The sequence below is a fragment of the Aquibaculum sediminis genome (assembly GCF_040712085.1).
Classification (GTDB): domain Bacteria; phylum Pseudomonadota; class Alphaproteobacteria; order Kiloniellales; family DSM-21159; genus Aquibaculum; species Aquibaculum sediminis.
The window spans coordinates 23,711-44,048 of the sequence record NZ_JBFCVK010000013.1; the positions used below are offsets into that span (position 1 = coordinate 23,711).

Consider the following 20,338-nt stretch of genomic DNA (forward strand, 5'->3'; position numbering starts at 1 on the left):
GCCGACGGGATGCAGCGTCGCAGTGCGGCAGCGGCACGGACAACTTCTGGATCTGTAGCGATCGGCCTTTTTGTCGGCGTGTGGATCAAGCCAGGAAGGATTCCGGGGCATGAAGGGTTACGGACAGTTCTGCCCGCTGGCGCTCGCCTCCGAGATCGTCGGCGCTCGATGGACGCTCTTGGTGCTGCGAGAGCTCTGTCTCGGCAGTCGGCGCTTCAACGAGATCCACCGCGGTGTGCCGCGCATGTCGCCGGCCCTGCTCTCGCGCCGGCTGACAGAGCTCGAGAACGCAGGAATTCTTGAACAACGATATACCGGCAGGCGCAGCGAGTACCGGCTGACCGAGGCCGGCCAGGCGCTGGTGCCGACCATCGAAAGCCTGGCAAGCTGGAGCAAGCAGTGGCTGCCAGCCACCCTCAGCAGGGATCGGGCCGATCCCGATCTCGTGATGTGGGACATGCACCGCCGCATGCATTGCGAGCGCATGCCAACGGCGCGCACGGTGATCCAGTTCGAATTCACCGATCAGCCGGAGACCAGGCGCTGTCGCTGGATCGTGGGGGAAGCTGGCGGTGTCGAGCTTTGCATCACCGACCCGGGCTTCGAGGTGGACCTTTTCGTGACCACGGACAGCCGCACCGTGACCCTGGTCTGGTATGGCGACATTCCACTCCGCCGCGCCCTGGCCGACGGCAGGATCGAGGTGCACGGACCCAGGCAGCTCTGCCGGGACTTCCCCTCCTGGCTGCAACTCAATCTGCTGGCGGAGGTGCCGAGGCGGCACGCCGTTGGCGAGGATCGGCTTTAGCCAGGATGGAGGACGGCCCCGATACAGAAGAGCAGGGTGAGCGTTCTGCTGCGCGCTATGTCTCCCCGTCAGCCGGATCCTTTGCCTGCAGGGCAAGATCCCCGAACTGCCGGTCCCAGCGCTGACCTTCTTCCAGGGCGCTGGCGAGCTGCTCCGCTGCGGGTTCATCGCCCAGGCGGGTGGTGAGCAGGTGCAAGTTGGCCCAGCCGGCGAGGCAAAGGTGCTGCAGGCGGCGGGCGGCCGCCGCGGCTGCGAGTTGCTTCAACTCCGACGTTCCGGCTGCCGCGATCATCCGTCGCGTGTCCTGCACCAGGGCCGCGATCGGTTCGTTGTGGACCTGGCCCTCCTCCTCGCTGTGGAGTTCCAGGCAGCCGCGGATGTCGCTCAGCACCCGTTCACCTTCGCAGCGGCGCTGATCCAGCAAATGCTGCAGCCGGGAGCTGGGCGTGGCGGACAGCAGACTCGGCATGATGTCGCGCAGCTGTTCCTCGGCGTTCTCGGCCAGGCGCAGCTCGTGCAGTAGCAATGCTTGCGGACTGTTGATCACCATGCTCTGCGCACCTCTCGCCCTTGCCTGACCTCGCTCCGGTATAAATCGCCTGTGCGGGCCGCAGTTCCGCACAGGAGAGGCAGTCGCGGCCTTCTTTCGCACGGGAGGGACTTGCGAACAAAAGGGGAAAAGAGTTCTCTGCCGCCTGGGATTGAAGGTAGGCAGTGTGCGTGGCGGGCGCAACGACGGTGACGCAGCAACAGGCGGCAGCAGAGCAGGGTAACGCGGCTCAAGGTCAGGCAGAGCCGCTGCGCAAGATCATCCACATCGACATGGACGCCTTCTACGCTTCGGTGGAGCAGCGCGACGATCGGGGCCTGCGCGGTCGTCCCGTGGCGGTGGGCGGTGCACGCGAGCGCGGGGTGGTGGCCGCCGCCAGCTATGAGGCGCGCCGCTATGGCGTACGTTCGGCCATGCCCTCGGTCACGGCGCGGCGCAAATGTCCGGAGCTGATTTTCGTCAAGCCGCGCTTCGAGGTCTACCGCGCGATTTCGCGGGAGATCCGTGAGATCTTCGCCCGCTACACGCCCCTGATCGAGCCCTTGTCCCTGGACGAGGCCTATCTCGACGTGACCGAAAACCTGAAAGGCCTGCCTTCCGCGACCCACATCGCTCAGGCGATCCGTGCTGCCATTCGGGCAGAGACCGGGCTGACCGCCTCGGCCGGGGTCTCCTACAACAAATTCCTGGCCAAACTTGCCTCCGACCAGCGCAAGCCCGACGGGCTCTTCGTGATCACGCCGGCCGAGGGCCCGGCTTTCGTCGAGGAGCTTCCGGTGGGGCGCTTTCACGGCGTCGGTCCGGCCACCACGGCGAAGATGCAGGGGCTGGGCCTGCACAGCGGCCGCGATCTGCGCGGCTGCAGCCTCGCCTTCCTGCAGGCGCATTTCGGCAAGGCCGGGCCGCACTACTACTGGATTTCCCGCGGCATCGACCGTCGACCGGTGAAACCGGATCGGGTGCGCAAATCCCTGGGCGCGGAGAACACCTTCTTCGAGGACCTCTACACCCCGGAGGACCTGCGGGCGGCCCTGCAGCCGATCCTGGACAAGGTCTGGAAACACTGCGAACAGGCGGGCCTGCGCGGGCGCACCGTGACCTTGAAGGTGAAGTACGCCGATTTCCGCCAGATCACCCGCAGCCGCACGCTGCTGCAGCCGGTGGCGAACCGCGAGGAACTGGAAGCGGTCAGCGTCGCCCTGCTTTCGGCCCTGCTGCCGGTGCCCAAGGGCGTGCGCCTGCTGGGGGTGACGCTTTCATCCCTGCTCACGCCTGCCGAAGACACCGACAGGGAGGGATTGCTGCCGCTATGAGGTTCGGGGCTGACAGCCTCAGCTGTTGCGCCAGGCCTCGGGGTAGGGCTCGGTCTGGGCGGTGGCGGCTTCCGGGCCGGGGTCCGGGTGTTCCCCGGCCTCTTCCATGGGCTGCTGGTTGAAGTCCTCGCGATGGGCCAGCTTGCGCTGGTCGCTGGAGGAGACCGGCGGAGCCTGCATGTAGGCGGAGAGCAGGCGCGCGACGCCTTCCAGGGCGTGCAGGTGCGTGCGCTCATAGCCGTGGGTCGCGTCGGTGCCGAAGCAGACGATGGCGGTGCGGATGTCGTTGCCCGCCTCCAGGGCCGCTGCCGCGTCGCAGCGATAGAAGCGGAAGACGTCGCGCACATGGGCGATGGAGTTGACCTGGGACAGCGCGATCAGCTTGCGCGTCAGGTGCCAGTCGAAAGGCCCGGAGGAGTCGCGCATGCCGATGGTGACCCGGGTCTCGATCGACTCCTGCCCCGGCGCCTGGGGCGCGGTGTCGATGGCGACCATCTCGGCCACGTCCTGGTGCAGCACCGCCGAGGCGCCGACCCCCACCTCCTCGGAGATGGTGAAGAGCGGATGGCAGTCCACCGGCAGCACCACGCCGGAGTCCATCACCGCCTTGACCGCGGCCAGCAGGCAGGCCACGCCGGCCTTGTCGTCAAGGTGGCGGGAATCGATGAAGCCGGCCGGCGTGACGCGTGGGTTGGCGTCCACGGCGACAAAGTCGCCCACCGCCAGGCCCAGCATCTCCAAATCGGTGCGGGAGTAGACCTGCTCGTCGAGGCGCAGTTCCACCTGGTCCCAGGTGACCGGCTGGGTGTCGACGGCGGTGTCGAAGGCATGGCCGGACGCCAGGAGTGGGACGATGGTGCCGCTGCGCGAGCCCTGATCGGTATAGACAGTGACCCGCGCGCCCTCGGCAAAGCGGCTCGACCAGGTGCCGATGGGCGTGATGACCAGCCGGCCATTGTCTTTCAGGCCGGAGACCATGGCCCCGATGGTGTCCAGGTGCGCCACGATGGCCCGGTCCGGGGCGCGGCGGCTGCCCTGGATGTTGGCGCGGATGGCGCCGCGGCGGGTCAGTTCGAATTCGACCCCCAGGCGCTCAAGCTCCTCGCAGGTCCAGTGCACCACCTGGTCGGTGTAGCCGGTGGGGCTGGGCAGCTCCAGCAGGGCGAGCATCACCTGCTGGAGGTAGTCCATGTCGATGGGAAGGGCTTGCGGCAGGTCTTGGCTGAAGCCGGTGGGTATCTGGTGTAGGTCCATGGACCCTAGCTTGCCAGATGAGGGAACAGTAAGTCCATGAAGCGTTGTGCGGTGGGTGCCGGCTCGTGGTTGGCCAGCCCGGGACGCTCGTTGGCCTCGATGATCACATAGTCGCTGCCTTCCGGGCTGGGCACCAGGAAGTCGAGGCCCACCACGGGAATGTCCAGCGCCCGCGCCGCCTGGACAGCCGCCTCCTCCAGTTCGGGATGCAGCTGCTCGGTGACGTCGTGGATCGTGCCGCCGGTGTGCAGGTTTGCGGCCTTGCGCACCACGAGGGTTTCCCCCTCGGGCAGCACGGATTCCATGATGTGGCCGGCCGCCTTGACGCAACGCTCGGTCTCCTCGTCCAGGGGGATGTGGCTTTCGCCCTGGGTGGCGGCCTCGCGGCGTCGGCTCTGCTTTTCGATCAGCTGCGCCACGCTGTGCCGCCCGGTGCCGATGACCTCCGCCGGTCGCCGCACCGCCGCAGCGACGACCTGGAAGTTGATGACGATGATGCGCAGGTCCTGGCCTTCGACGAACTGCTCGAGCAGCACGGTGTCGCAGTGCTGACGCGCGGTGGCGACGGCGGCTTCCACATCCGTCGCCCGCTGCAGGTCCACGGCCACGCCCTGGCCCTGCTCGCCGCGCAGGGGCTTGACCACCACCCGGCCGTGCTTCTTGAGGAAGGCCGCGTTCTCCTCCGGCGTGCCCGCCTTCTGCTGCGCCGGTACCTTCAGGCCTTCACCCGCCAGGATGCGGTGCGTGACCGCCTTGTCGTCGCAGCGGCTCATGGCCACGGCGGTGGTCAGTTCCGACAGCGATTCCCGGCAGACGATGGAGCGGCCGCCGTGGGTCAGGCGGAAGAAGCCGCCCTCGGCATCCAGGATCTCCACGGCGATGCCGCGGCGGCGCGCCTCGTCGACGATGATGCGGGCATAGGGGTTGAGGGTCTCTTCCGGCGGCGGGCCGATGTAGAGCTTCTCGTTGATGGAGTTGCGGGTCTTCAGCGCAAAGCGCTGCACAGGATAGAAGCCCAGCTTCTCGTAAAGCGCGATGGCCTCACTGTTGTCGTAGAGCACCGATAGGTCGACGAAGGCGCGCCCGCGCGCCTTCAGACGCCGGGCGAGATCCAGCACGAGCGACACACCGATGCCCGGATAGGGCGCCTGGCTGTCCACCGCCAGGCACCAGAGGCTGGAGCCGCGCTCCGGGTCGCCGAAAGCCGCCTCATGGTCGATGCCGGTGACCGTGCCCAGAACCTCGCCGGAGGCCGCATCGCAGGCCACCAGGTGCAGATAGCGCTCGTCGCCGCGGCAGGCGAGCAGGAAGTCCCGGTCGACCTCCACCATGCCGCGCCGGGCATAGCAGTGGTTGAGCGCCTCGGCATCGGCGAGGCTTTCCAGCGGCCGGATGACGAAGGGGGGATCGCGCTCCTCCGGCAGTTCCCGGTGCAGGTCGAGGCGGTAGGTGTGGGAGGGGTCGAGGAAGATCTGCTGCGGTCGGCGCGACAGCAGTACATGCGGATCGTCCACATAGAAGGCGATGTCGCGGCGGCCTTCCTCCTCGCTGAGCAGCGCGTCCAGCAGCGCTTCCCCATCGGCGAAGGTCTGGGCGAAAAGCAGCCGGCCCCAGCCGCAGTCGAGAATGATGTCGCTCTGCGTCGGGGGTGGCTGATGGCGGGCGACCATTTCACTACGCGGAAGCATGACCTCGTCTTCCTCATCCTGCATGGCGGAGGGGCTCACAGTTCGTGGGTTTGCATCCACGACTCGAGCAGGGCGATCTGCCACAGCTTCGAGCCGCCAAGCGGCGTGATGTGTTCGCTGGGGGCCTGGAGCAACTGCTGCACGTAGTCCTCCCGGAAGAGGCCGCGGCTGCGGGCCTGCGGGTCGTCGAGTACGCCGCGCACGAAGTTCAGCGCCTCACCCTCCAGGTACTTGAGCGCCGGGACCGGGAAGTAGCCCTTGGGACGGTCGATCACCGCTTCGGGGATCACCTGGCGCGAGGCTTCCTTGAGGACGTACTTGCCGCCCTCGCGGATCTTCTGCTCCGCCGGGATGCGCGCGGCCAGTTCCACGAGCTCGTGGTCCAGGAAGGGCACGCGCGCCTCCAGGCCCCAGGCCATGGTCATGTTGTCGACCCGCTTCACCGGATCGTCCACCAGCATCACCGTGGTGTCGATGTGCAGCGCCTTGTCCACCGGCCGGCTGGCCCGGGCGCGGGCGAAGTGCTCCTCGACGAAGCGCCGGGCATGGTCCTCGCCGACCAGTTCCGGGTTCACCGCCTCGGCGAAGCCGCGATGGTCGCGGTCGAAAAAGACGCGAGCATAGTCGGCCACCGGGTCCCGGCTCTCCAGCATCGGCGGATACCAGTGATAGCCGCCGAAGATCTCGTCGGCACCCTGGCCGGACTGGACCACCCGCACATGCTTCGAGACCTCCTGCGAGAGCAGGAAGAAGCCGATGGCGTCGTGGCTGACCATGGGCTCCGACATGGAGGCGATGCAGTCGGGCAGGCTGGGCAGCAGCCGCTCGCGGCTATCGACGAAGATCTTGTGATGGTTGGTGCCATAGCGCTCGGCGATGATGTCCGAGTACATGAACTCGTCACCGACCTCCTCGCCCACGGTCTCGAAGCCGACGGAGAAGGTCTGCAGGCCGCTCTGGCCTGCCTCGGCCAGCAGGCCGACCACCAGCGAGGAGTCCACGCCGCCGGAGAGCAGCACGCCGACGGGGGTGTCGGCGACGAGACGCCGCTTGACCGCCGCGCGCATCTTTTCCAGCACCAGATCCTGCCAGTCGCGCTCGCTGAGGGACTCGTCCCCCGGCTGCGGGCCGAAGGAGAGCTCCCAGTAGGAGCGCTGGTCGCGCGTGCCGTCGGGCTCGATCTGCAGGGTGGTTGCGGGCGGCAGCTTGCGCACGCCCTTGAGGATGGTCCAGGGCGCCGGCACCACGGCATGGAAGCTCATGTAGTGGTTCAGCGCCTCGGGGTCGACGCTGGTGTCGACGCCGCCGCTCTTGGCCAGGGCCGGCAGGTTGGAGGCGAAACGCAGGCCGCCGGGCACTTCCGAGAGATAGAGCGGCTTGATGCCCAGGCGGTCGCGCGCCAGCAGGACGCGACCCGAGTCCCGCTCCCAGAGGCAGAAGGCGAACATGCCGGCGAAGCGGGTCACGCAGTCGCGGCCCCAGGCGTGATAGGCCTTGAGGATGACCTCGGTGTCGCCGTTGGTGAAGAAGTGGTAACCGAAGCCCTCCAGCTCCTGCTTGAGCTCGGCGAAGTTGTAGATTGCGCCGTTGTAGACGACGCCCAGCCCCAGTTGGGGGTCGAGCATCGGCTGCTGGGAGCGCTCCGCGTGGTCGATGATTTTCAGCCGCCGGTGGGCGACAGCCAGCCCGCGCTGGGAATAGACGCCCAGGGCGTCTGGCCCGCGCCTGGCGATGTGTTCGGACATGGCATGGACGCGCGCGAGGTTGGCCTCGGCGCCGTCAAAACGAATCTCACCGACAATTCCACACATGGGTTCGGCGGTCTGCTCCTTTCGTGTGGGGCGCCACCGAAATGAGGGCGGGCGCGTAAAGTCTCCCTCTTGCCCGGCCGATGTTCCGCCGCGGCCCCGAGATTTTCTGTTTCTCAAGCAAGCGATGTGGGGAAGAAGTAGGCAGAGGCAGGAATGTTTCAAGGGAAAAGCGCGCTTGCTTCAGTGCGCAGGCCCGAGCGAAGTCATTGTTATGACAGTAAAAGGCCGATCGATGGAGCCGCATGTACCTCGATCAGCGCGACCGCTCCCGGCCCCCGCGCCCCGCCACCTGTTGCTTGCATTGGCCCGCGCCTCGATTAGACTGCGGCCCGCTTGGTGTTCGGCCCCTGTGGCGGAACCGGTAGACGCGCGCGACTCAAAATCGCGTTCCGAGAGGAGTGGGGGTTCGAGTCCCTCCAGGGGCACCAAGACCTGTTCGGCCGGCTTCAGCGCCGAGAGAACGCATCCCGGATCAATTGGGCATGACGTGTAGGCAGTGTCTCGATGCCCGCCTCCACCATCTGCACGATTCGTTCGCGCAAGGCATCCGATATCGTTCCCCGATGACGAGCCGTCGCGATCTCGTTGGGCGAGAAGCAGGTCAACCTGGAGAGGTCGAGATAACAGTCGTGGCTGAGTGCGGGGTGGTCTTCGGCCGTGCAAGGAAGTTGACCGAAGCCGTGCGGCTGCGGTTTGGTATTGAACCAGAGGAAGTAGTTTTCTCCCGCGGCGACGCAGATGGTTATCTTGTCCTTGGGCAGAGGCTTGTTCAGCGTGGTTCTGACCACGTAGACATGACCTACCTCAAGCGACGCCATACTGCGCAAATTCCTCAGCCACTAGAACGAGGCTTTCGCGCTGATCGCCCTCGATCATCAGCAGTGGATCCATTTCGCAGTTCAGGTTTGCTGCCTGCCAGGAGGGGTCACGGTGGGTGACCGACGAGAGATAGCCGAAGTCTTTCCCGCGGCAAAAGGCGACGGCCTGCTCGAGCGCGGCCACGTCCGACGGTGAGAAGTATGAGAGATCGGCGGCACGCTTAGCTGTGGCAGTGGGGGGACGCCTATTGTGATTGAACTCGACAGCGTCGCTGATGGCCGCAGGGTCCTCCATGAGATCGAGGTTGCCCTTGAACCAGTCGTAGATGACCGAGGGCACCGGACCGTTCTGCATCGCGATGTAGCGATCTCCGACAACCGGGCGGCCGTACCGGCTTAGATGGTTCTTGTCGGCGAGGAAAAAGATCTTTGCGGCATAAAAAGGGGTGATGCCCGGCCAAGCCTTCGCGACCAGGACCACGGCCTCCAGAGCTTTTTTCTCGTCAAACGGAAATCGCAGCATGCAAATTTCTCCCTCGCCCTTATACCAGCGTCGCCTTCCTCACTCAATCTTGAGGCCATAGAGCGTCCTAAATATGCTGTTGCGCGTGCGTCTTGCTGACGTCGTGGTGACACGGAAAAAGGGGATTCTTGAACTGCCTGATCGGTAGCTTTGATGTGGCCGATTTTTCAGGAAGTTAGGTGGTGGGCGCGGCTGGGATTGAACCAGCGACCCCTACGATGTCAACGTAGTGCTCTCCCGCTGAGCTACGCGCCCTTACCTGCGCCGAATTTCGGGACTGCGGGGTTCCCGGCGGCGCGGCAGGTGAGTAGCATCGGGTTTGGCCTTTGGCAAGACCCGCGTCGCGCCCGGCCCGGCGGCATCTTCCGGTGCCGGAAAGCGGTCAAGGACGGCGCGAAGGACGCATGGATTAAGGAAGGTTTGCATGAAGCTCGGTCTCACGATTTTCGCCCTCGGTACGGCGCTGCTGCTGGGGGCCTGCCAGACCACAGGGGAGGGGGATTCCGCCTCTTCCGAACCCTCGCCCCAGGGCGCCGGCACCATGACCAAGGCGGAGCTGCTCGCCGGCGAAGGCATGGAGGAGGTGAGCAGCGAGGAGGTGCGCAGCCACCTTGCCGGCAACACCGCCTTCTGGGAGCCGGTGGGCGGCACGCCGCAACTCTTTGCCTCCTACTATGACCCCTCGGGCAGCCAGCGACAGCGCGAGCGGCGCGCCACCGAGGTGATGGCCGGTTCCTGGCGCGTCGAGGAGGAGCGTTTCTGCCACCAATTGGGCGACAGCAATGACGAACGCTGCGGCTCCTTCGTGGCTACGCCCGAGGGTATCCTCGCCTTTTGTGCCGAGGGCGGACGCTGTGACTGGCTGGTCGTGGGGCTGAACGAGGGCAACAGCCTCGAACTCTGAGCGGGGGCGCGCGGCCGCTGGCCCGGCTTGCCGTGGCGGGGCGGACATGCATTGAATGTCCGCACGCAAAGGGTGAGAGACAGTTCGAGGACCAGCCCCCATGACCTATCACAGCGGTCGCCATTTTCTGCAGATTCCCGGTCCCACCAACGTGCCGGATCGGGTGCTGCGGGCCATCGACGCGCCCACCATCGATCACCGCGGGCCGGACTTTGCCCGCCTCGGGGCCGAGGTGCTGGAGGGGCTGAAGCCGGTGTTCGGCACACGGGGCCCGGTCGTCATCTATCCCGCATCGGGTACTGGGGCCTGGGAGGCGGCGCTGGTCAACACGCTCTCCGCCGGCGACCGGGTGCTGATGTTCGAGACGGGGCAGTTCGCAACGCTCTGGAAGCAGCTGGCCGAGCGCCTGGGGCTGGAGGTGGAACTGCTGCCCGGCGACTGGCGCAGCGGTGTGGACGTGGCGCAGGTGGAAGCGCGCCTGACGGAAGACCGGGAGGGCGCGATCAAGGCGGTCTGCGCCGTGCACAACGAGACCTCCACCGGCGTCACCAGCGACATTCCCGGCCTGCGCCGGGCCATGGACCGCGCCGAACATGGTGCGCTGCTGTTGGTGGACACCATTTCTTCGCTCGGCTCGATCGACTATCGCCACGACGAATGGGGCGTGGACGTCACCGTGGCCGGCTCCCAGAAGGGGCTGATGCTGCCGCCGGGCCTCTCCTTCAATGCCGTGAGCGAGAAGGCGCTGACCGCCTCCAAGCAGGCCGGGCTGCCCCGGTCCTACTGGCGCTGGGAGGAGATGCTGGGGCCGAACGCCCGCGGCTTCTTCCCCTACACCCCGGCGACAAACCTGCTCTACGGCCTGCGCGAGGCGCTTGCCATGCTGCAGGAGGAGGGGCTGGAGCAGGTTTTCGCCCGCCACGCCCGCCACGGCGAGGCGACCCGTCGGGCGGTGCAGGCCTGGGGTCTTGAGGTGCTCTGCCGCAATCCCGCGGAGCATTCCAACTGCCTGACCGCCGTCCTCGTACCCGAAGGGCACTCCGCGGACGCGCTGCGGCAGACGATCCTGGAGCGGTTCGACATGTCGCTGGGCGCCGGGCTGGGCCGGCTGGCCGACAAGGTCTTCCGCATCGGCCATCTGGGCGACTTCAATGATCTGACCCTCGCCGGCACCCTGTCGGGCGTGGAGATGGGCCTGGGCCTGGCCGGCGTGCCGCATCAGCGCGGCGGCGTGCAGACCGCCCTGAGCCACCTTGCAGAAACGAGCGCTGCCTGAATGAGCGGCTCAGCCTGCAGCGGCCGGACGGGAAGGGACTGACGTGGACCGGATCCTGCTCTTCCTGCTGAAGTCCCTGGTGGCGCTGCTGGCCACCCTGGGACTGGTGCTGGTCGTGGTCGCCATCGGCCTCTGGTTCTTCTGGCAGGAGGTGCGCGACTGGCGCCTGGCCGATGACGACGGCTTGCCCGAGCGCATGGTGCTCACTCTCGACACCGCCGAGGGCTTGCGCGAAGGCCCGAGCCAGGGGCCCTTGGGGCTGCCGGGTCTCGACGGCACCCCCAGCCTGAACCAGGTTCTGGAAGCGCTGGAGCGCGGCGCCGAGGATCCGCGGGTTGAAGGGGTGGCGCTGCGCTTGGGCTATGGCGCGCTGTCGCCGGCACAGGCGCAGGAGATGCGCGGCGCGCTCCTTCGCTTCCGCGAGTCGGGACGCTTCGCCATGGGCTTTGCCGAGAGTTTCGGTGAGGCCGGCGACGGCAACGAGCACTACCACCTTGCCACGGGCCTGGAGGAGATCTGGCTGCAGCCCTCGGGTGACCTCGATCTGCTGGGCTATCACCTGGAGCAGCCCTTCCTGCGCGATCTGCTCGACGACTGGGACCTGCGGGTGCAGGCGGACCAGCGCGAGGACTGGAAGGGGCTGGTCGATCTGGCGAATCGGCGCGAGCTCGCTGAGCCGGTACGCGAGAATCTGCAGGCAGTGGTCGACTCGCACTACGAGCAGCTTGCCGCCGCCGTGGCTGAGGGGCGCGGCCTGAGTCCCGCCGAAGCCGCGGACCGGATCAATGCGGGTCCATACACCGCCGAGGCGGCGCTGGAGGCCGGTCTGGTGGATCGTCTCGACTATCGCGACCGCTTCGAGGCCGCGGCCCTGGATGCAGCCGGGGAGGCGGCCGGGGACGCTGCAGGCCTGGTCGGGGTGCAGGACTACCTGGACGGCGCACCGGAACCGGCAGCCGATGCCGCGACGATTGCGCTGCTCTATCTCGAGGGGCCGCTGCGCCTGGGCGGTGAGACCGAAGGGCTGGCGCCGGGGGTGACCGGTGCCGAGGCCTTGGTCGGGCAGTTGCGGGCAGTTGCCGAGGACGAAGAGATCGCAGCCGCGGTGCTGCGCATCGACAGCCCCGGGGGCTCGCCGGTGGCCTCGGACATGCTCTGGCGCGCGGTGCAGCAGGTGCGCGAGGCCGGCAAGCCCGTTGCAGTTTCCCTGGGCAGCGTTGCGGCCAGCGGCGGCTACTATGTCGCCGTGGCCGGCCAGCCGCTCTTGGCTCAGGGGGGAAGTCTCACCGGCTCCATCGGCGTCGCCGGCGGCAAGCCGGTGCTGGCTGACTTCTGGCCGCACCTGGGCCTGAGCTGGGACGGGGTGCAGGCCGGGCGCAACGCTGGCATCTGGTCCACCAACCGGGACTTCACGCCCGAACAGTGGGAGCACTTCCAGGCCAGCCTCGACCGCACCTACGCCGATTTCACCGCCAAGGTGGCGGAGGGCCGAGACCTGGAGGGTGCCGCGCTCGAGGCGGTGGTGGGCGGCCGGGTCTTCACTGGAGAGCAGGCCCTGGCCCTCGGCCTGGTGGACGAACTGGGTGGCCTGCGCGAAGCGGCGAGGGCGGCGGCGCGCGAGGCCGGGCTGGAGCCGGAGAGGCCGCTGGTGCTGCTGGACTACGCCGAGCGGGGGCGGGGCTTCGGGGCGCTGCTCACGGACCTGCTGCGGGGTGAACTTTCGGGAAGCACCGCAGGCGAAGCCGAGGCATTGCGCCTGCTGGTCGAGCTGCAGGCGCTGCTGCGCCCGTTGCGGCAGGCTCTGGCACCCTTCTCGGCCGATCCGCGCGAGAGCGTGCTGCAGGCCCCGGCGCTCGGCTCAGGCGAGTGATCGGGTCCCACTCTCGCTCCAATGGGTCGCCGGCAAAGCCCAAAGCGCCGTCACTGCGAACCCCTAACTCCGCTGGACGGTGGTTGGTCTGGGAGGGGCCCTTTATCACAACTGTCATTGCGAGGAGGCGAAGCCGACGCGGCAATCTAGGGCGGCTGCCTGTGGCCCTGGACTGCCGCGCTCCCTGCGGTCGCTCGCAGTGACGGCGGGGTGTGCCCTGTCGGCGTCGCACTGCCTGCTCGTTCTCCTCACGGCCCGAGCTTCCGGGCGGCCAGCAGGAACTCGCGATTGCCATTGGGGCCGGTGATCGGGCTGTCGGTCAGCCCCAGGATCTCCCAGCCCGAGCGCGCGGCCAGCCAGTCCCGTACCCGGGCGCAGGCGCGCTGGTGCAGTGTCGGGTCACGCACCACGCCGCCCTTGCCCAGGGCCTCGCGCTCCAGCTCGAACTGCGGTTTCACCAAAACCAGGAGCCGTCCGCCGGGGGCGACCAGTTCCAAGCCGGCGGGCAGCAGCAGGGTGAGGGAGATGAAGCTGGCGTCGCAGACCAGCAGGTCCACCGCGTCGCCGATCTGCGCCGCGTCCAGATAGCGGGCATTGACCCCCTCCAGTGAGACCACCCGCGGATCGGCGCGCAGATTTGCCGCCAACTGATCGCGGCCCACGTCGACGGCATAGACCCGCCGCGCGCTGTGGTGCAGCAGCACGTCGGTGAAGCCGCCGGTCGAGGCGCCGATGTCGAGGCAGACGGCGTTACGTGGATCGATGTCGAAGTGTTCCAGTCCGTGGGCCAGCTTGAGCCCGCCGCGCGACACCCAGGGGTGGTCGCGGCCGGTGATGGCGAGCGGCGCGTCGACCGGCAGCTGCTCGCCTGGCTTGGTAATGACCCGGCCGTCGCATTCCACCTTGCCGGCGGCGATCAGGGCCTGGGCCCGGCTGCGGCTTTCCGCCAGCCCGCGATCCAGCAGCAGGCGGTCGACGCGAATGCGCTCGCTCATGAGGTCTGCGCCCGCTCCAGCAGGGCCAGGCGTTCACGCCGGGCGAAGCGGCGCACCAGCAGGATGGCGGTGGCGGACAGGCCCAGCGCCCAGCCGATCCAGATGCCGACGCCCCCCACGCCGAGCGGAAAGGTCAGCAGCCAGGCCGAGGCGAAGCCGATGATCCAGTAGCCGACGGCGCTGTAGACCATGGGCACACGCGTGTCGGAGAGGCCGCGCAGCACCGAAGTGCCGATAACCTGGGCGCCGTCCGCCACCTGGAAGAGCGCGGCCACGGCCAGGAAGCGGATGCCGAGCGCGATCACGGCGGCGTTCTCGACATCGGAGAGGTCGAGGAAGAGCCCCATCAGGGTTTCGGGCAGCAGCCAGAAGGCCAGCGCGGCGATACACATGAAAGCCGTGCCCAGGGCGAGCGCGCTCCAGCCGGCCCGGCGGACGCCTTCGGGGTCGCGCCCTCCGGCGGCCAGGCCGACGCGCACCGAGGCCGCCTGGCCCACCCCTAACGGCACCATGAAGGTGACGTGGGTGCACTGGGCGGCCACGGCGCTGGCGGCCAGGGCGGCAGTGCCGACCCAGCCCATCATGAATGTGCCGGAGGTGAACAGTCCCACCTCGAACAGCAGGATGAACCCCACGGGCCAGCCCACCCGCAGCAGTGCGCGCATGCGCGGCCAGTCGCTGCGCCCGAAGCGGGCCAGCAGGTAGTAGCGCCGCAGGCGTCGCTCGCGCTGCACATAGGCCAGCATGCCAAGGAACATGACGGTCTGCACCAGGGCCGAGCCAAGGCCGGCGCCGGCCACCTCCATCCGGGGCAGGCCGAAGTTTCCGAAGATCAGGCCGTAGTTGACCAGGGCGTTGAGCAGCACGGCGCCGAGCATGGCCACCATGGCCGAAACGGGCCGCGAGAGGGCGGAGACGAAGCCGCGCAGCACCACAAAGCCCATGGAGGGCACGAAGCCCCAGAGCGCCATGCGGGCATAACCGCCGGCGGTGTCCGCCAGGCCCGGGTCCTGTCCCACCAGACGCAGCAGCGCCGGCGTTTGCCAGAGCAGCAGCATGGCCGGCAGCGAGAGTCCCATGGCCAGCCACAGTCCCTGGCGCACGGTGCGGCGGACGCCGCGGCGGTCGCGCGCGCCCAGCGCCTGTGCGGCCAGGGCCGGCACGCCACTGAGCACGCCCAGGCAGAAAAGCCAGGGCAGGATGAACCAGTGCATCGCCAGGCTGCCGGCCGCGAGGGCTTCCGGGCCCAGCCGCCCCATCATGACCACGTCGGTGGTGTGGATGCCGACCTGGCCCAGCTGCATCAACACCAGCGGCCCGGCCAGCCGCAGCGTGGCGCGCAGTTCCACAAGCCAGGCCTCGGCCGCAGCGGAGCGGGCAACTGGCAGCGAAGCGCGCTGGGAAGGGGGGCGAAGGCGGCGCAGGAGGCTCATGCCGTCACTCTATCCTTGGGTCCTGCGGTCGCCCAGCGCCAGCAGCACAGACCAGATGACGAAAAGCATCATTTACGAAAACAAGGGGCCCGCACCGGTGCTTCGGTACGGGCCCCTGTCGGAAGCTGCGGCTCCTGCCGTGGCCTCCGGCTTGGGTTCCTTGTCAGACCGCAGCCTGCGCGGTCTGTATTACTCGGCGCTGGGGTCGAAGACCCGCACGGTGGCGATCTCGCCGTCCTGGATCGCCCAGTGCTCGAAGGTGCCGGAGACGTCACCGTTCTCGTCGAACTCCTGGTCGCCGGCGGCGCCGAGATAGTCGATGTCGGTGCCGGCTGCGATCAACTCGCGTGCCTTTTCCACTTCGCCCGGAAGGATGACTTCGCCCGGGGCGTTGGAGACCTCGCGGATGGCGTCGCGAATGGCGGTGCCATCGGTGCTGCCCGCCTTCTCGATGGCCAGGAGCAGGATCATGGCCGCGTCATAGGCGGAATCGATGTAGGGCAGCGGCGGCAGTTCGCCGTACTCTGCTTCGTAGGCCGCACGCCAGAGCTCGCTGGCCTCGCTCTGCACGCCGCGGGCGGCGGTGCCGTAGGCCCCTTCCAGATACTGGGCGCCGATCTCGGTCAGCAGGCCCTCGGCCTTCATGCCGTCGGTGAAGACGAAGCGATCGAAAAGGCCTTCCTCAAGCGACTGGCGCACGATGGTCAGGCCGCCGTCGTCGGGATAGGCGATCAGCACCAGGGCCTCGGCTCCGGTGCCGGCCAGCCCGGAAAGCTCGCTGCGATAGGAGGCCTGGTTCGGTTCGAAAGCCTCGGAGCGGGTGACGGTGCCGCCGGCCTCGGTCAGTGCCTCCTCGAAGGCCTCGGCCAGGCCTTCGCCATAGTCGTTGTTGACGTAGAGCACGGCGACGTTGGTGTCGCCGGCCTCGGCCGCGATCTGCGCCAGGGCCACGCCCTGATAGGCATCCGAGGGAACGGTGCGGAACAGGAAGTCGTCATCCTCCAGCGTGGTGAGCGCCGGTGCCGTCGAGGCGTTGGAGATCTGCGGAATGCTGTTGGTCGAGGAGACGGTCTGCGCCACCGGAATGGTGTTGCCGGAGCCGAGTGCGCCAACGATGCCCGCCACGCCTTCCACCGATACCAGTCGCTGTGCCGAGTCCACCGCCGGCTGTGGGCTGGTCTGGGTGTCGCCGACCACCAGTTCCACCTCACGGCCGTCGAGCAGACCACCAGCGGCATTCACCTGCTGCACCGCCATGCGCACACCGCGCATCGATCCCTCACCATAGGACTGCAGGCCGCCAGTGAGCGGGATCAGCGCACCCAGCTTGACCGTCTCCTGCGCCGAGGAGGTGCCGGGCTGCATGACCGCGACTGCAGCGGCCATGGCAACGCCGAATCCAAGCGCTGCGCGTCGCGAAAAACGGGAACCAACCATCCAGGACATGCTCTCCTCCGAGTGTAAGTTTATCGATCTTGTGCTGACCGCAGCCCCTGCGCGGCAGCAAATCTCTTTGAAAGTAGACCCGATCCACGCGATTGAGCGGGGGGTGTTTGTTCCCGCTCAACTGCGATCGGGTCTAACCTATCCAGCAGTCTGAAACCGCGCAACCAGTGCTTCACAGTTGCGCGCAGCATTCCACGCGGTGGCGGCCGGGCTGTCAGGAGGCCTGTTGCCTGCTGTCATCGTCGGAGGTCTGGTCCATGCCCGCGGTGTTGCCCAGCCGCTCCGGCGGGTGCAGATGGAAGCCCTGGCCGAAGTCGACGCCCAGGGCCCGAAGATGGTTGAGCGCTTCCGTAGAGGCGACGGACTCGGCCACCACACTGATCCCCATGTTGTGGGCGATGCGGGTGATGGATTCGACGATCAGCGCATCGGTGGAACTGGTCAGGCTGCGTTCGATCAAGGCGCCGTCCATCTTCACCGCATGCACCGGCAGCTGCTTCAGGTAGGAGAAGGAGGCCATGCCGCTGCCGAAATCGTCCAGCGCGAAGCGGAAGCCCCGGTCCACCAGGTGCTGCATGACGGTGGCGGTCTGCTGCAGGTTGTAGATCGCGGCTGTTTCCGTCACCTCGAAGCAGATCTGTTCCGGCTGTACCTGGGGGAAAGCCGCAAGCAGATCGTCGACCAGGGCGAGGAAGTCGGCGGAGCCAAGAGTGAGGCCGGAGAGATTGACCGAGTAGCGAACACGGCAGCGGGCTTCCGGTTGCATCTGCGCGATCAGGGCGAAGATCCGGCGCAGGACATAGGCATCGAGCTGCGTGATCAGGCCGAAGCGCTCCGCGGCGGGGACGAAGCTGTCCGGTGGAATCAAGGGTCCCTCGGCTTCCTGGAGGCGGGTGAGCACCTCCCAGCGCCTGACGCCATCGATCTGATCCGTCTGCAACTGCACAATCGACTGGGCGAAGAGGACGATCCTGTCCTCGCGCAGGGCGTCCTGCAGCCTCTTGTTCCAGTCCATGTCCCGCTGCTGCCTGCTGATATCGATGTCGCTGGGCTTGCTGAGCTGGGTTCTGTTGCGTCCCTTCTCTTTCGCTAGAAAGCAGGCGGCGTCGGCAAGACTGAGCGCTTCGGCGTAGCTCAGCCCATGGTCCCGGCCGAAGAGAACCAGGCCGATGCTGATGGTCACCCCGTAGCGCTGGCCCTCCCAGAAGAAGTCGAGTTCCCTGACCTCGCGACAGAGACGCTGGGCGAGATTGAGAGCGCCTGCCTCGTCGCTCAGCCGCAGGACCAGGGCGAACTCGTCTCCGCCCAGGCGGGCGAGCAGGACTTTCTCGCCGACGGACCGGCGTAGCAGGGTGGCCACCTGCTGCAGGAGCGCATCGCCGGCGGCGTGGCCGCAGCGGTCGTTGACGATCTTGAAGTGATCCAGATCCATATAGAGCAGCGCGTGCGGGCCCGGATGCCGCTCGATGTCGATGATGGCCTGCGCCAGGCCGCGCCGGTTGCTGAGGCCGGTCAGGGAGTCGTGGGCGGCCTGATAGGATACCTCCTGCGCCAGTTCGTGGGCTTCGGTGACGTCGTGTCCCTGCACGAAGATGCCGCTGATCGCGCCCTCGAGCTCGCGGATCGGCTGGTAGATCAGATCGATGTAGCGCTGTTCCAGGCCGCCGCCGGCCACCCGCTGCAGCTTGATCGGGACGGCGCGGCCGATGAAGGGCTCGCCGGTTGTGAAGGCGCGGTCGAGCTTGGCCAGGAAGCCCTGGCCGACCACTTCGGGCAGCACCTGCGCCAGAGGATGACCGATGATCCGGCGGTGGCCGATGAGCTGGTAGTAGGCGTCATTGGCCAGTTCGTAGATGTGCTCCGGGCCGCGCAGCACGCAGATGAAGCCCGGCGCCTGCTGGAAGAGCTGTTGCAGGTGCGCACGCTCGGCCGAAAGAATCCGCTGCACATCACGAGCCCAACTCTCTAGTGAGTTTGTCGCAGGGCTCGAATCCTCCGCCCTTTCTGTGGTTCCTCGGCGCGCACCAGAGGTCTGATCATCCGGTTCGGCCGGCGGCTGGATTTCCTGCTGCTGGGCGAGTTCGGTGATGTCGGTCGGCTGATGCAGGATGGCCCAAAGCTCGCCCTCGTCGTTCAGCAGCGGCAGGTTGGAGATCATCCAGTAGCGATCCTGGATGTAGGCCCCCTCTGGTGCCTGCGGCACCGTCACCGGATAGTGCAGCAGTGGAATGTGGTGCGGCCGGCGGTGGGCGATGACGTAGGCGAAGGAGGCGCGCAGGACCTTCTCGCCCGGCGATCCGTGGCCGGGGAAGGTGGAGAAGACCGGCCGGGAGATAATCGCTTCGCGCTGTATGCCGCCGGCGGCCTCGTAGGCCTGATTGCAGTCGAGAATGGTCAGATCGGGACTGAGGATGGCCGCAGCGTTGGGCGCACGGTCGAAGATCTGCTGATAGTTGGCCGGGGCGAGCGGAGCGTGCGGGCGCATGGTGGGCGTTCCTGACGGCGAAGCGACTGGGGTGTCGCAATCCTGCGGGTGATCGTGCTCTGGCTCCGCAACGCTTCTGCCCCGCCGGGGAACGCCGTCGTGCGGCTTCCTGGAAAGGTTCGGCATGCCGTCACGACCCGAGGTTGGCTAAACTACGGTCTTCTCTTGCCTCAATAGCACGAGTCCTGCTTTTGGGGTCAAGTGGATTCGGTGCTACTTGGCTTCATCTTATGGTGTTCTGTGACCGCTTTGCTTGTGTCATGTGCCAAGGGTTCGTTAGAGCCATCCGATCCCCATTAAAGAGATAGAGACGGTCGGCTCTAGTCGCACTTCGGCTTGGCGCTTGGACTGCGCAGGGCCGCCAACTGCTCGGCAAAGGCCTCCTCGCTCAGTTCCACGGGGAAGACCGCCGTCTCGCGCAGGGCGCGGCCGAGCAGCGCCTTGTAGTGGGCGCGCGGCAGGTCGATCGCGCCGAATTGGCGCAAATGCGGCGTGGTGAACTGCGTGTCGAGAAGCTGGAATCCCCCCTGGCGCAGCCGCATGATCAGGTGTATCAGCGCCACCTTGCTGGCGTCGGTGACGCGGGTGAACATCGATTCCCCGAAGAAGGCCGCGCCCAGCCCGACACCGTAAAGGCCGCCGACCAGCCGCCGGCCGTTTATTGCCGGAACGTTGCTGCTTTCTTCCGTGAGGGCGGCGTCTGACGGATCGGCCGGTGCTTCAGGCAGCCAGACCTCGATGGAGTGGGCAAAGCCCATGCGGTGCAGTTCGCTGTAGAGCTGCTCGATGGTGCTGTTGATCCAGGTTTCCGGCCGGTTCTCCATGGGTGCGGCGCAGGCCTGGATGACAGCGGGAAAGTCCTGGTTGCAGGTGACCAGGAAAGCATTGCATCGCAGCCGGCGATGGAGGCGACGCGGCAGGTGCACACTTTCGAGCGGCAGCACGCCGCGCAGATCGGGGTCGACCCAGTGCAGCTCCTCTGCCTGGCGATTCTCCGCCATGGGGAAGACGCCGAGCGCATAGGCGCGTAAAAGCAGGTCGGGGGTAAGCCGCATGTTCCCAGTTTAACCGCGTACAGGCCCGACGGGAACGACGAAGACGCAAGGCCTGGGGCTTGATCGCTGGAAAAAACGAGAATAGAACATATCACGAACATTGATGGGT

At 67.2% G+C, this 20,338-nt stretch carries 16 protein-coding genes and 2 tRNA genes; 6 read left to right on the plus strand and 12 right to left on the minus strand.

Annotated features, from left to right (window positions below):
* Positions 1-109: 109 nt before the first annotated feature.
* Positions 110-808: a winged helix-turn-helix transcriptional regulator gene (locus ABZ720_RS16960; protein WP_366556717.1), complete on the plus strand. Its 699-nt coding sequence runs from the start codon at positions 110-112 to the stop codon at positions 806-808.
* Positions 809-863: 55 nt separating this feature from the next.
* On the opposite strand, the gene ABZ720_RS16965 is transcribed toward ABZ720_RS16960, so the two are convergent.
* The gene (locus ABZ720_RS16965) at positions 864-1,358 is read right to left on the minus strand and encodes a DUF892 family protein (RefSeq protein WP_366556718.1); all 495 of its coding nucleotides are present in this window, start codon (positions 1,356-1,358) and stop codon (positions 864-866) included.
* A 170-nt stretch (positions 1,359-1,528) separates the two neighbouring features.
* On the opposite strand from ABZ720_RS16965, the gene dinB reads away from it, so the two are divergent.
* The gene (gene dinB, locus ABZ720_RS16970; RefSeq protein ID WP_438264117.1) at positions 1,529-2,671 is read left to right on the plus strand and encodes a DNA polymerase IV; all 1,143 of its coding nucleotides are present in this window, start codon (positions 1,529-1,531) and stop codon (positions 2,669-2,671) included.
* A gap of 18 nt (positions 2,672-2,689) precedes the next feature.
* Here dinB and ABZ720_RS16975 read toward each other — a convergent pair whose 3' ends face one another.
* Genes ABZ720_RS16975 through ABZ720_RS16985 form a run of 3 tightly spaced genes read right to left on the minus strand, consistent with a single transcriptional unit; the run spans position 2,690 to position 7,424 of the window.
* Positions 2,690-3,925 carry an osmoprotectant NAGGN system M42 family peptidase gene (locus ABZ720_RS16975; RefSeq protein WP_366556719.1) on the minus strand — a complete coding sequence of 412 codons (1,236 nt, stop codon included), beginning with the start codon at positions 3,923-3,925 and terminating at the stop codon, positions 2,690-2,692.
* A gap of 5 nt (positions 3,926-3,930) precedes the next feature.
* On the minus strand, positions 3,931-5,613 hold the full coding sequence (gene ngg / locus ABZ720_RS16980; RefSeq protein ID WP_366556720.1) for an N-acetylglutaminylglutamine synthetase: 1,683 nt from the start codon (positions 5,611-5,613) through the stop codon (positions 3,931-3,933).
* Between the two features lie 35 nt (positions 5,614-5,648).
* A complete protein-coding gene (locus ABZ720_RS16985) occupies positions 5,649-7,424 on the minus strand; it encodes an N-acetylglutaminylglutamine amidotransferase (RefSeq protein WP_366556721.1) in 1,776 nt (591 codons plus the stop codon).
* A gap of 343 nt (positions 7,425-7,767) precedes the next feature.
* Between ABZ720_RS16985 and ABZ720_RS16990 the strand changes: the two genes are divergently transcribed.
* Positions 7,768-7,852 (plus strand) — tRNA-Leu (locus ABZ720_RS16990).
* An 18-nt stretch (positions 7,853-7,870) separates the two neighbouring features.
* On the opposite strand, the gene ABZ720_RS16995 is transcribed toward ABZ720_RS16990, so the two are convergent.
* The 3 genes from ABZ720_RS16995 to ABZ720_RS17005 form a co-directional block, all read right to left on the minus strand.
* Complete coding sequence (locus ABZ720_RS16995) at positions 7,871-8,242, minus strand: hypothetical protein (RefSeq protein ID WP_366556722.1); 372 nt, start codon at positions 8,240-8,242, stop codon at positions 7,871-7,873.
* On the minus strand, positions 8,229-8,765 hold the full coding sequence (locus ABZ720_RS17000) for a Panacea domain-containing protein (RefSeq protein ID WP_366556723.1): 537 nt from the start codon (positions 8,763-8,765) through the stop codon (positions 8,229-8,231). The genes ABZ720_RS16995 and ABZ720_RS17000 overlap by 14 nt, the downstream gene beginning before the upstream one ends.
* A 180-nt stretch (positions 8,766-8,945) precedes the next feature.
* Positions 8,946-9,020: transfer RNA gene (locus tag ABZ720_RS17005), tRNA-Val, on the minus strand.
* A 169-nt stretch (positions 9,021-9,189) separates the two neighbouring features.
* Here ABZ720_RS17005 and ABZ720_RS17010 point away from each other — a divergent pair.
* From ABZ720_RS17010 to ABZ720_RS17020, 3 genes are all read left to right on the plus strand, one after another.
* On the plus strand, positions 9,190-9,669 hold the full coding sequence (locus tag ABZ720_RS17010) for a hypothetical protein (protein WP_366556724.1): 480 nt from the start codon (positions 9,190-9,192) through the stop codon (positions 9,667-9,669).
* A gap of 100 nt (positions 9,670-9,769) precedes the next feature.
* On the plus strand, positions 9,770-10,945 hold the full coding sequence (locus ABZ720_RS17015) for a pyridoxal-phosphate-dependent aminotransferase family protein (protein WP_366556725.1): 1,176 nt from the start codon (positions 9,770-9,772) through the stop codon (positions 10,943-10,945).
* 43 nt (positions 10,946-10,988) lie between these two features.
* Positions 10,989-12,815 carry a S49 family peptidase gene (locus ABZ720_RS17020; protein WP_366556726.1) on the plus strand — a complete coding sequence of 609 codons (1,827 nt, stop codon included), beginning with the start codon at positions 10,989-10,991 and terminating at the stop codon, positions 12,813-12,815.
* A 248-nt stretch (positions 12,816-13,063) separates the two neighbouring features.
* On the opposite strand, the gene ABZ720_RS17025 is transcribed toward ABZ720_RS17020, so the two are convergent.
* The 5 genes from ABZ720_RS17025 to ABZ720_RS17045 all read right to left on the minus strand — a co-directional run bounded on the left by ABZ720_RS17025 (position 13,064) and on the right by ABZ720_RS17045 (position 20,229).
* Complete coding sequence (locus ABZ720_RS17025) at positions 13,064-13,810, minus strand: TlyA family RNA methyltransferase (RefSeq protein WP_366556727.1); 747 nt, start codon at positions 13,808-13,810, stop codon at positions 13,064-13,066.
* Positions 13,807-15,243 (minus strand): MATE family efflux transporter, encoded by a 1,437-nt coding sequence (locus ABZ720_RS17030; RefSeq protein WP_366556728.1) that lies wholly within the window; start codon positions 15,241-15,243, stop codon positions 13,807-13,809. The genes ABZ720_RS17025 and ABZ720_RS17030 overlap by 4 nt, the downstream gene beginning before the upstream one ends.
* Positions 15,244-15,432: 189 nt before the next feature.
* On the minus strand, positions 15,433-16,680 hold the full coding sequence (locus ABZ720_RS17035) for an ABC transporter substrate-binding protein (protein ID WP_366556729.1): 1,248 nt from the start codon (positions 16,678-16,680) through the stop codon (positions 15,433-15,435).
* A gap of 223 nt (positions 16,681-16,903) precedes the next feature.
* Positions 16,904-19,174 carry a putative bifunctional diguanylate cyclase/phosphodiesterase gene (locus ABZ720_RS17040; RefSeq protein ID WP_366556730.1) on the minus strand — a complete coding sequence of 757 codons (2,271 nt, stop codon included), beginning with the start codon at positions 19,172-19,174 and terminating at the stop codon, positions 16,904-16,906.
* Between the two features lie 320 nt (positions 19,175-19,494).
* Positions 19,495-20,229: a leucyl/phenylalanyl-tRNA--protein transferase gene (locus ABZ720_RS17045; RefSeq protein WP_366556731.1), complete on the minus strand. Its 735-nt coding sequence runs from the start codon at positions 20,227-20,229 to the stop codon at positions 19,495-19,497.
* Positions 20,230-20,338: the final 109 nt, after the last annotated feature.